Genomic DNA, 10,811 nt, shown 5'->3' with positions numbered 1-10,811 from the left:
CCAGCCCTTGAGGATGCCTTGCTTGTCGAGTTCCTGCTGCGCCTTGTAAGCCTCGCTTGATGTTCCGCCGAAAATGGCGGTAAAAAGTTGGTCAAATGTATTCGTAACATACATGTCGAGATTGCCCCTAGCGTTGGGGCGGAAAATATAAGTCATCCACGGAAAAAGATGGTCGAAGTAGATTGAACGAGCGGGATCGTATTTTCCTCTTTCGTCAAGAGAAATGGCGAGATTAGCCAGTCCGGCCACGGCGCCGACCGCACCAAAATTGATAAGCCCAGCTACGCCGCCTTCAGCGTTTCCACCGGTCAACGTAAGTCCGTAAAACTTGAGAAAATCGTGATGTTGCGCATCTTTGACAACAGTGTTTGGTGAATACCAAATATTGTCGCTATTTTCTACACTATCTTTGATCGTATAAATTTCTGTCTTTTTTGTTCCGTCAGGATTGAGGACGATATTACCTTGTACATCACGAATTAATTTTTCATACGTCCCACTCGAGGTATCACCATAGATGATGCCACCTTTTGAGCGATTGTAGATCCAATCCCGGCCTGCGCCGCCAGCTGTCAGAACGCCTTCGCCGCGAATTGCGAATACGATATCGTTGTCGGCACCGCCATCTAGTCGGAGCACGCGATCGATCAGCGACTTCGGGCTATCCGGAAGATCCGGTAACTCTTTGAGCAAAGGCAAAGATAAATTTACACGTTCTACGTTTTCAATTTTTATTCTATTATTTTCCTGACGCCGCTCCTCCGCAGCCTCATCCATCCATGGCTGCAGAGAATCTCCTGCCTTTACTACTTTTCCATCGATACCGACAACAATATCCTGCCCTTCGTCTCCGTTCGACGACCCAAACCCCACGTGATATATTTCATCCGCGCCGCCGCCGCCTCCTATAGTCGAACCATTTCTACCATAGAACAACTCGCTTCTTTTTGTTCCATTGACTTGATCAGGATAATTTAAATCGGCACCGTCGGCGATATATTTTGTGTCAATACCAGGAATAACGGGCAAACCAAGATCGCTAGCGCCAGCAATCGAGTCTTTTACCCAATTGTATAACACTTCTTCACCAAGCTGCTTGATGAAGTTGGTATTTTCCTGTATAACGTTTGGTATCGCCCCGATATTATCGGGAACATTTTTGATACCTGCAGCATCTTTAGCAATTTTTGCGATTATATTTCCGATTGAAACACCCGCATCAATTACACCCAGGATACCTAATCCAGCTGCGACGAATGGAGCGGCGGCAGTTCCTGCAACTAACGATGTAGCCAGAGCAATACCTGCAAATCCGAGCGCGGCCGCCTGTCCAAATTTTGCGCTTTCGATCCAGAATTGCGCCCACTTCTTATCTTTAGCACCCGCTCTAAAAGCATCATATACGGTATCTGCGTACCCGACACCTAAACCGCCCATCGAGGCTTTGAAGCCTGTGAGCCGATTTTCTCCAAGCTGAGCTGCGATTGACGTCGCTTTCTGACCAATCGTAATAGCACTGCGGTGGATAGCGCGACTCGCTTCCTGGTCAAATTCCGAAAAATGTTCAGGAAGGCTGGATCCATGTTGATTTAGCAGCTCGACAAATTTAGTCTGATTCTGGACTTCAGCCTCCAATTTTTGCAGAGTGGCATTTCTGTCAATTATGCCGATTGCTAACCCTTCAGCCAAGGCGCGATTAAAAAATCCTGGCACGTCTCCGATATTTACTTCTAAATTGCTGGAAAGATCACGATAGAGCAAAATTCCAGCATTACGTATGCTTGCTTCGCCCGTTCTGGACTGTCCAAGCATATTTAACACATCATTATATTGATCTGGGTTAATGCTTCCTCGCGCAATAGCCTCTGCGGCTAGTTTTTCGACCGATGCAAATCGCGCTGGATTATCTGCAAGCTGATGAGTCATCGAACTAGCCGACAGCACTTTAATATGTGCATCGAGACGCTCTCGCACATTTTTTTCTAAAGCAACATCTAATTTATTAAATATACCTGGATCGAAAGCCCCGTCGCGGATTTCAAATGCATTATAAAAAATCTTTGTCAGTCCCCAAAACACCCAGGGGTACACCGGTTGCCCCTTTGATTCTGCCAATTGCAAGGTCATCAGTAAATTTATGCAAATCTATTATGGCATATTTTAAACCGTCTTGGGATATATAAAGCGGATCGGCCGATGACAACTCTGAACGCGCGATCCACGAATCAATCAGCTCGATTTGAAACTGAGTTTTTCCTTCCTGAAATCCGCCAACGTTAGTATCACCTCCGCGGTGGAGAACAGTGCCCCAACCAGATTCGATCAGCGTGGTTTTAAATGGATGGTCATCAGGTATGCTTGCCAATTGATTAATGATGTCTGCGCTCGTGAAAAGCGAACGCCGATTGCCCATCATATCCCTTGTCAGACCAAATTTGTTTAATACTTGGGAACGCTTAGGCGATTCAAATACTTTTTTTGAGTACAGATGTTCGCTTTCAAATTCTCCGAAGAACTGAGGTCCGCTCATCCGCGCCATAATCTATCTCCTTGGCATGTATGCAAGATTGTACGCAGGAAAGCGGCACTCTACGGAGACAAATTGCTCCGCATAACGATTATAAGCTTTGTGGTTTTGCGGTACAGTTTTTTTGGCGCTGCTTTCATATCTCTTCAGGCAGCGATACTGCATGTCGATGTATTATCACCAATATACTTCATGATATATAAGACTTTACAATGCGAAATGGCTTATCTAATTCCGCTTCACTAAGCGCGTCTCCCAGCGACTTACTTAGAAACAGAGATTTGAATAGCATCTTATCGATCCATACGTCTGGGCCGATTGCCGATTGACTCGAAACAGCAATATCACCATCATGTAGGGCTCCTGGTAGAGTCCACCATAATCCTGGAATTGCAGGCTTTCTAAGATTTTTTGACATATCTGGAAGAAATGCATCTTTGACACATCCAAATGTCCAGCAAAAATAATTTCCGTCTAGGCGAGTCTCCCGATCTGTCTGAAACACGCCTTCCCTCACGGGATAAAGCGCACCCTCGCCCAGTGAGAACCCGCTGATTATATCTGCGGCCCTCTCTGAAACTATCCACTGGCCTTTCGCCCAAAACAAATCTGGCATTTTTCTCATTTTTCTCTTTGTGTCATGCAACCATATTTTTTTAGGGCATAAATCTTCTGGGACATGCATTCCTTTGCTACTAAGATCTTCACCTCTAATAGCCATTTCAGTATTTCCTATAGATATATCCGTTTCGACAGGCATTATCAAACGGGTGTCCTGCCGTGCATCGCTCAACCATACATATTCATTCATGATTTTGATTCCTAATCAGCAAAATAGCCAAGATCATTGGCGCGACCCTTATATTTAATAACGAGCCAAGGCTATGGTTCCTACGGAATTCTAATACGCATCCGCTCCAACACCGCCGGATCCACAAGCTGCGCCACGACCGGATGTACCCGCACCGCACGGTCCTGCACCACCTGACGAAAATTCGCCAGAACCGCCGTCGCCACCCGCTGCGACGGCGCGATCACGTCCAGAAGCCACGCCGTCTCCCCGCTCGTCCACTCCTCCGGCTGCAGACGAACCGGGAATACCCGCGCCTGAACCTGCTCGCGGATCTTGGCGTCCACCGCGTCCGACACGCTCGCCCAGATCGCGATCCCCGCCGTCTCCTCCAGGCGCCCCTCCCCGCCCGTCCGCGCGATCGCGATCCGGTCCCGCGTCAGCGGCTCGATCACCAGAGGCAGAAGCTCCGATACCGCGAGGTGCCGGTAGCGCGGCAGGCTCACCAGGGCCAGCACCACCTCGCCGAGGCTCGCCTGCAGCCGGGTGCGGAACGCCGTCACCTGCGCCAGCAGCGCCGGATCGAGCGCCCCGTCCTGACCTGTCTGCGCCGCCGCGCTCGCCTGGATGCCGTCCGCCATGATGCGTCCTCTGCGTCAACCAACTGTCGTGCCGCCGGCCCGGTCCACATGGGAACCGGACCCGCCACCCGTCGGTGCGGCCCGCCTCCGATGAAGCACCGGACCACGAGCCGTCTTCCTCTGCGTCACGTCCCATGCGGGGCGGCACGCGCGAGCCTCTCCGCTCCACGGAATAGCAAAGCTTGCGCAACGTCGAGGATAATGTAGATATCTCTTATTTTTCTTAATCGGTCATTTGCTGACGGATTCGCAATTGGGATGGTCGATAAAAAGGCAACAATTGCTGCTATCAAAGCAGATTTCCAAATACAATTTTGATTTATTATTCGATTAAATTGGTATAAATCGAATCTAACTAATGAATTATCCGATTTTGATCAACAGACTGCCTGGAAAATTCATCGTAGCGCCATTCAAACAGGACAGAAAATTACCTCGCTAGCGGCGCAGATTGTGGTAAATTGACTTACGGGCTTCAAAGATTCTACCGCTGTCTGGGGTACCGGATATATTTATGCCGTCTACGATACATTTAAAAAACTAGGACGCCAAAGTTTGCTGGTAAGCTTGGCTTTCGAGTTCGGCCAAGTAGGCGTCTGCATCCTGGCGGAAGCGGGTGCGGGCGGTCCGGGCCTGCCGGCGCTTGTCGAGCGAGCGACGGAGATCTCGCCAGCACGCATGCTCGACCTGGCCGTGGTCGCTTGCGGATCTGATCTGTGCCCGCGTGCCGAGGCCTGCGATCAGCCGCACCGATCCCCGCAGGACTGCGCTTGGGTGAGGCGGTCTTGCGTCCGGTGGCGCGCCGCTCGTGGTAGCGATATGAACCGAACAGTTGCTCCAGGCCGTCGTCCGAGATCGCGCTGCGGACCGCCGCCGCATAGCCGCGCACCAACTCCGCGTCCGGATCGTCCCGGCCCTCCACGGCCCGCTCGATCGGCCGCACGCCGTGCATGCGCTTCTTCAACTCCTTCTTGGCGTGCCGGTCGGCCTCGAAGATCGGCAGCGCCGCCTCACGCAGGAAGTGGAAGTGACGGAGCTGGTGGGGCACGCCCGGCAGGGCCGTGGCGACCGCCTTGCGGATCGGGTGCTGGCCGTCGCTGATCACCCCCGCCACCGGCAGGCCGGCGGCCGCGACCGCCTCGTGCAGGAGCGGGCGAAAGCCTCGCCCGTGCTCGACAGAAGGCTGCGTGCCATGAGCGCCAGGCCCGAGAGACAGTCGCGCAGCACCCGCGGCACCTCGTGGCCGACGTCGGGCTGGAGCCCGTCGAGCGCCAGGACGATCCGGTCCTGCACGGCCAGGTACGCGCGCAGATGCTGCGGGTCGGCCAGTTGGGCGGCCAGCACCTCGTCGTAGCGGTCGACGACGGTGGTGACGCCGCGCTCGGCGATGGCCACGCCGCGGCCGAGCAGCAGGGCGTGGATCTCCGGGACCGAGCGGTGCTCGCGGTCGCGCAACGCGCCCACCAGCGCCACGACGTCGAGGCCGAACTCGTGCGGGGGCAGCGCGAGGGCGCCCTCGGCCTCAGGGCGGTAGGGCTCGTGGAAGCGGGGGCAGTCCGCCGCTTCGCAGCGGCGGATCTTGAGCCGCAGCCGGACCGTGCCGGTGAGCGTCACCAGCGTACGCCGGTTCTCGCAGCGGATCGGCATGGCTTGGCCGCAGGCAGGACAGGCCCGGCAAACCGGCGTCGGGATCTGCTCGCGATCAGCAACGCGGACCTGAATGCGGGACATGAGTGGCACCGCCCGCCTGCCATCCTAAACCCGCACCCCAAAACACAGCAAATGTTGTCGTCCTGGAAAAAAAACATCTGACGCGCCAGTCCACCCAGGTGGCACGCTCCAAGCTCTCCTGCTTCACCCGGGGCCTGCGCCGGATCGCAAAGCTTATGCAGGCCATGCGGATAACATAAAAACTGATACATGGTCAGATCGCCTCCCGCTCGTCTGTCCCCGTCACTGGAAGCGTGTGACCATCACCGAAGATCGGGCCCACCGCAGCCATGAAACGGGCAACGAGGATCACGACGCGAGCGACTTCGTGAGGCTCAATCGGATACATGATCGGCCCCCACGAGGTGGTCCGTCGCGGCGAAATGGTGTGCGTCATGGCGCCCGATCATCCGCTGAGCGGCCGGGCCACGGTCACCCCGGCGGACCTGGCGCGCCATCCGTTCATCGGCCTGGAGTGCGGCACGCGCCTCGGCGAGGCGGTGCGGGACAGCGTCGCGCGGGCCGGCGTACCGTTCGCCGCGACCGTGGAGGTCCGCTACTGCAACACGGCCTGCGTGCTCGCCGGGGCCGGCGTCGGTATCGCGGTGGCCGATCCGTTCTCGCCCGCGCAGGGCGGCGCGCATCCGGTGGTGGTCCGCGCCTTCGCCGGCGACGCCGGTCGAGGCCTTCATGCTGTGGTCCGAGGCCGAGCCGCTGTCGCGCCTGGCGCAAGCCTTCCTGGCGGAGGTGCGGGCGGCGCGGGTCGGGACGGTGGGCAGCGACTCCGTACCCGGATGATCGGGCTACCCCTGTCCTCGCCCCACGTCCTCTCCTTACCCCGTCCTCTCCTTGCCCCGTCCTTTCCTGGCCCCGTCCTTTCCTGGCCCCGTCCTTTCCTGGCCCCCGTCCTTTCCTCGCCCCCGTCCTTTCCTTGCCCCTTGCCCTTGGCCCCGCCGTTGCATTCCCGGCGGGTCCGTGGCTGATACCGCCGGCATCTCCACGGTCTCGACAAGGAACACCCCTGCGCCATGGCATGGACGGGCTCGTCACGCGCGATCGGTTCGAAGCGATGACCCTTCGACCCCAGACCCCGCTCGACCCGCGCGTCGGCACGCTCCTCGCCGAGATCGCGGCGGAGGCCGGCGCCTTCCGGAGGGACGCACTCGACCTGCGCGAGGCGAACCTGAGCCGCGACCGGCTCGCGCCGCTCGCCGGGGCAGCGGCCTGGTGGGACGCGGACCGCCAGGGCCTGAACCTCGCCGGGGCCGAGATCCCCGGCAGCAACCTCGAACAGGCCGACCTCACCGGCGCCACCCTAAAGCGGGCCCGGCTTCCCGGCGCGCTCGCCCGCTCGGCCGACTTCACCGGGGCCCTGATCGAGGAAGCCGATTTCGGCAAGGCGGACCTCAGCGGCGCCCGCTTCGTCGGCGTGGCCGGCGGACAGGCCGACTTCACCGAGGCGATGCTGGAGGATGCGAGCTTCCGGGATGCCTCGCTGCGCTTCGCCCGCCTGTCCCGCAGCCTGCTCGACGGCGCGGATTTTTCCGGCGCCGACCTCTGGGGGGCCGACTTCACCGGGGCGGATGCCGACTACACCACCTTCCGCGGCGCACGCCTCGACGAGGTGACGCTGTCCGACACCAACCTGACCCACGCCGATTTCGAGGGCGCGAGCCTGACCAAGGCGCGGCTCGTCGGCTCGCGCCTGCGCAACGCCAAGCTCACCGGCGCCAAGCTCGACGGGGCCGACCTGTCGGGGGCCGACCTGGCGGGAGCGACGCTGGTACGGCTCGACCTGACGTCCTGCGCCCTGCGCGGTGCCCGGTTCGCCGGCGCCTGGCTCAACGGCACCCGGTTCCGGGCGGCGCAGATCGGCGAGGCGGTCGGCGAGGAGATCGCCGGCGACTACGAGGCCGCGAAGGCGAGCTACCTCGCCCTGGAGCAGAATTTCGAGAGCATCGGCAGCCGCGACGAGGCCGGCTGGGCCTATCGCCGGCGGCGGCGGATGGGCCGCCTCCATGCCGGCGCGCTGTTCCGGACGTCCTGGCGTGACCGCGACCGCCGCGGCCTGCTGCGCCACGGCTACCGCTGGATCGCCGACCGCTTCGTCGAATGGCTGTGCGACTACGGCGAGAGCCTGTCGCGGCTGTTTCGCGCCTTCGCGATCCTGATCGTGATCTTCGCCGGGCTGTTCGGCCTCACCGGCGGGCTGATCCCGGAGGGCACGAGCGTGGCGACCTACAACGCCCTCGACCTCCTGAGCTACAGCGCCCTCAACATGATGACGGCGAACCCGCCGGAGATCGGCATCAAGCCGGTCGGCCGGGTGACCAACCTGCTGGTCGGCGTGCAGGGCGGGACCGGCATCGTGCTGATGGGGCTGTTCGGCTTCGTGCTCGGCAACCGGCTGCGGCGCTGAGCGGGACGGCGCCCCGGGGCGGCGGGGGCCGGCTCGTCAGCCCCCTGCCCCCATCAGTTTCTCCCGGATCACCTGCATCATCGCCTTGAGTTCCGGCGCGACCCGGTCGCGCGGCTGGGCCGCCGCGATCCGGTGCGCCGCGACGATCCGGCCGGGGCTGCCCGCCAGCACCACCACCCGATCGGCGAGATAGACCGCCTCCTCGATGTCGTGGGTGACGAACAGCACGGTCTGGCCGGAGGCGCGGCAGAGCCGGGACAACTCGTCCTGGAGCGACTCGCGGGTGAGCGCGTCGAGGGCCGAGAACGGCTCGTCCATCAGGAGGACGTGCGGCTCGACCGCGAGCGCGCGGGCGAGCGAGACCCGCTGGCGCTGGCCGCCGGAGAGCTGGAACGGCCAGCGCCCGGCCAGCTCGGCGAGGCCGACCCGCTCGAGGGCGGCGAGCGCCCGCCGGCGGCGCTCGGCCCGGGGCAGGCGCAGCTTCTCGAGCCCGAAGGCGACGTTGTCGAGCACCCGGCGCCAGGGCAGCAGGCGCGAATCCTGGAAGACCAGGGCGACGGCCCGGCGGCCGGGCTCCGGCGCGCTCACCGAGACGGTTCCGGCGCTCGGGCGCACGAGGTCGGCGATGACGCGCAGCAGCGTCGACTTGCCGACGCCGGAGGCGCCGACGATCGCCAGGAACTCGCCGGGCTCGATGTCGAGGTCGAGATTCGACAGCACCGTGGTGCTGGCACCGTCGCGGGTGAAGGTCAGGGCGAGGCCCTGGATCGCGATCAGGCCCGCCATCTCAGCATCCAGCGTTGGAGGGCGGTGAAGCCGGCATCGAACACGCCGTAGAGCAGCGCCATGGTGAGCATGTAGACGACCACGATGTCGGTCGCGAGCAGCGTCGAGGCCTGCATCATCCGCTGGCCGAGGCCCGCGACCCCGAAGATCTCGGCCGCCACCACGGCCATCCAGGCCTGGCCGATGGCGGTGCGCACGCCGACGAGGATGCCCGGCATCGCGGCCGGCCACACCACGGTGACCAGGCGCTCCGGCCCGGAGCGGAAGCCGAAGGCGGCGGCGAGCTCGATCAGGTCGCGGTCGACCCCGCGGATCGCCCCGTGGGCGGCGAAGTAGACGATCCAGAACACGCCGATCGCGACGATGAACAGGGCCGCCTCCGGGCTGACCCCGAACCAGATGATGGCGAACGGCACCCAGGCGAGGCCCGGCACCGGGCGCAGCACCCGCACGATCCAGGCGGTGAGCCCTTCCGCCGTGCGCGACATCCCCGTCAGCGTGCCGGCGGCGATGCCGAGGCCGACCCCGAGCGCGAGGCCGGCCAGGTAGTGGCCGAGGCTGCCGGCGACCGCCGCGAGCCACTGGCCGGAGCGCAGCTCGCGCAGGAAGGCCTCCGGCAGCACCGAGGGCGGCGGCAGGAAGGCCGGGTTGACGAGGCCGAGCCGCGGCACGGCCTCCCACAGGGCGAAGAAGGCCGCGAGCCCGACGAGCGGGAGCAGGGCCGCGGTGGCGCGGGCTCTCACGGGGCCGGTCTCACTTCCCCGCGACGGCACGCTCGTAGAAGCGCGGCTCGAACAGCCCGTCGAGGGGCACCTCGCGGTCGAGCGCGCCGAGCTTCACCTGGTAGCGCTGCATCGCCGCCGTCGCCTCGACGATGGCGCGGGGATCGGCGGCAAAGCGCGTCGCCGGCGAGACGAGGGCGCGGCGGATGGTGGCGGTGTCGACGAGGCCCTTGCCGAGGCTCGCCTCGATGATCGGGGCGACGCGCTCGGGGTCGCGCCCGATGAGGTCGATCGCCCGCACGATGCCGGTCACGATCGCCTGGACGGCGTCGGGCTCACGATCGAGGAGCGCCCGGGTGACCGCCACCACGGTGCCGGGCTGGTTGGGGAACATCTCGCCGCCGAGCGCCATCAGGCGGATCGCCGGGTTGCGGCCGGTGACGATCGAGACCGCGGGCTCGCGCAGGATCCCGCCCTCGACCGCGCCGGCGAGGACCGCCTGCTGGGTGGCGTCAATCCCCATCGACACGATGGTCACATCCTTCGGGTCGGCCTTCGCCACCTCCCACAACCAGTGCTGCAGGGTGGTGTTGGGCACCGAGCCGAGGGGCTGGGTCGCGAGCCGCGCCGGCGTGCCGGCGGAGTCCCGGTAGCGCTTGAATACCTCCGCGGGGGCGACGCCCTTCTCGGCGAAGCGGGCGAGCTTCGGGCCGGCGACGAAGACGTTCTCCTCGACAGAGGTCGCCGCCACGACCTTCACGTCGATGCCCTTCGCGCGGGCGACGCCGAGCGGCGCCACGCCGGCGACGTAGACGTCGAGGGTACCCGAAGCCAGCGCCTGGATCATGTTCGGGCCGGACTCGAAGGTCGTGATACCCAGCGAGAGGCCGGCCTCCTTCAGCCAACCCTCCTTCTCTGCGACGATGATCGGCGCCACCGCGAGGATCGGGATCAGGCCGACGCGCAACGGCGCGCTCCGCGCTTGCGCGAGGACCGGCGTCCCGGAGCCCAGCACGGCCCCGGCCGCGAGGGCCGGGGCGGCCGCGAGGATGCTGCGTCGCGTGAGGGTCATGGCGGGCCGTCTGACAGGAAGGACAGCGCCCGCTTAGGGTATCCTCCTGTCGGAGCGCAAGAATAGCCCGGATATAAGATCGGACACCTCTCGATACGGGGTATAATAGATGGAAATTCTCCTCCGGGGTGTCGAGAGAGAAGA

7 protein-coding genes and 2 pseudogenes are annotated in these 10,811 nt (G+C 62.2%); 2 read left to right on the top strand and 7 right to left on the bottom strand.

Going from position 1 to position 10,811, the window contains the following annotated elements; genetic code table 11:
* Positions 1 to 2,047: 2,047 nt before the first annotated feature.
* The 4 genes and pseudogenes from BMX97_RS32320 to BMX97_RS22695 form a co-directional block, all read right to left on the bottom strand.
* On the bottom strand, positions 2,048 to 2,539 hold the full coding sequence (locus tag BMX97_RS32320; RefSeq protein ID WP_143074697.1) for a hypothetical protein: 492 nt from the start codon (positions 2,537 to 2,539) through the stop codon (positions 2,048 to 2,050).
* A 178-nt stretch (positions 2,540 to 2,717) separates the two neighbouring features.
* Positions 2,718 to 3,338: a hypothetical protein gene (locus BMX97_RS32315; protein WP_143074696.1), complete on the bottom strand. Its 621-nt coding sequence runs from the start codon at positions 3,336 to 3,338 to the stop codon at positions 2,718 to 2,720.
* Between the two features lie 80 nt (positions 3,339 to 3,418).
* Positions 3,419 to 3,958: a toxin-activating lysine-acyltransferase gene (locus tag BMX97_RS22700; RefSeq protein WP_091753512.1), complete on the bottom strand. Its 540-nt coding sequence runs from the start codon at positions 3,956 to 3,958 to the stop codon at positions 3,419 to 3,421.
* Positions 3,959 to 4,498: 540 nt separating this feature from the next.
* Positions 4,499 to 5,605, bottom strand: a pseudogene (locus BMX97_RS22695) (hypothetical protein).
* Positions 5,606 to 6,027: 422 nt separating this feature from the next.
* On the opposite strand from BMX97_RS22695, the pseudogene BMX97_RS22690 reads away from it, so the two are divergent.
* Positions 6,028 to 6,466 (top strand): annotated as a pseudogene (locus tag BMX97_RS22690) (LysR substrate-binding domain-containing protein); the annotation flags it as partial.
* Between the two features lie 271 nt (positions 6,467 to 6,737).
* Positions 6,738 to 8,087: a pentapeptide repeat-containing protein gene (locus tag BMX97_RS22685; protein ID WP_091753528.1), complete on the top strand. Its 1,350-nt coding sequence runs from the start codon at positions 6,738 to 6,740 to the stop codon at positions 8,085 to 8,087.
* Positions 8,088 to 8,123: 36 nt separating this feature from the next.
* On the opposite strand, the gene BMX97_RS22680 is transcribed toward BMX97_RS22685, so the two are convergent.
* Genes BMX97_RS22680 through BMX97_RS22670 form a run of 3 tightly spaced genes read right to left on the bottom strand, consistent with a single transcriptional unit; the run spans position 8,124 to position 10,667 of the window.
* A complete protein-coding gene (locus BMX97_RS22680) occupies positions 8,124 to 8,873 on the bottom strand; it encodes an ABC transporter ATP-binding protein (RefSeq protein WP_091753511.1) in 750 nt (249 codons plus the stop codon).
* Positions 8,861 to 9,616 carry an ABC transporter permease gene (locus BMX97_RS22675; RefSeq protein ID WP_091753510.1) on the bottom strand — a complete coding sequence of 252 codons (756 nt, stop codon included), beginning with the start codon at positions 9,614 to 9,616 and terminating at the stop codon, positions 8,861 to 8,863. The genes BMX97_RS22680 and BMX97_RS22675 overlap by 13 nt, the downstream gene beginning before the upstream one ends.
* 10 nt (positions 9,617 to 9,626) lie before the next feature.
* Positions 9,627 to 10,667 (bottom strand): ABC transporter substrate-binding protein, encoded by a 1,041-nt coding sequence (locus BMX97_RS22670; RefSeq protein ID WP_091753509.1) that lies wholly within the window; start codon positions 10,665 to 10,667, stop codon positions 9,627 to 9,629.
* Positions 10,668 to 10,811: the final 144 nt, after the last annotated feature.

Source organism: Methylobacterium sp. ap11 (genome assembly GCF_900110515.1).
Taxonomy (GTDB): domain Bacteria; phylum Pseudomonadota; class Alphaproteobacteria; order Rhizobiales; family Beijerinckiaceae; genus Methylobacterium; species Methylobacterium ajmalii.
The sequence above is the reverse complement of the archived record's forward strand: the minus strand, read 5'-3'. Positions and strand labels throughout refer to the sequence as shown.

Bases quoted from the DNA above. Each gene is read 5' to 3' on its own strand.
- BMX97_RS32320 (WP_143074697.1), bottom strand. From the start codon at position 2,539: ATGGCGCGGATGAGCGGACCTCAGTTCTTCGGAGAATTTGAAAGCGAA.
- BMX97_RS22680 (WP_091753511.1), bottom strand. From the start codon at position 8,873: ATGGCGGGCCTGATCGCGATCCAGGGCCTCGCCCTGACCTTCACCCGC.
- BMX97_RS22685 (WP_091753528.1), top strand. From the start codon at position 6,738: ATGACCCTTCGACCCCAGACCCCGCTCGACCCGCGCGTCGGCACGCTC.
- BMX97_RS32315 (WP_143074696.1), bottom strand. From the start codon at position 3,338: ATGAATGAATATGTATGGTTGAGCGATGCACGGCAGGACACCCGTTTG.
- BMX97_RS22670 (WP_091753509.1), bottom strand. From the start codon at position 10,667: ATGACCCTCACGCGACGCAGCATCCTCGCGGCCGCCCCGGCCCTCGCG.
- BMX97_RS22700 (WP_091753512.1), bottom strand. From the start codon at position 3,958: ATGGCGGACGGCATCCAGGCGAGCGCGGCGGCGCAGACAGGTCAGGAC.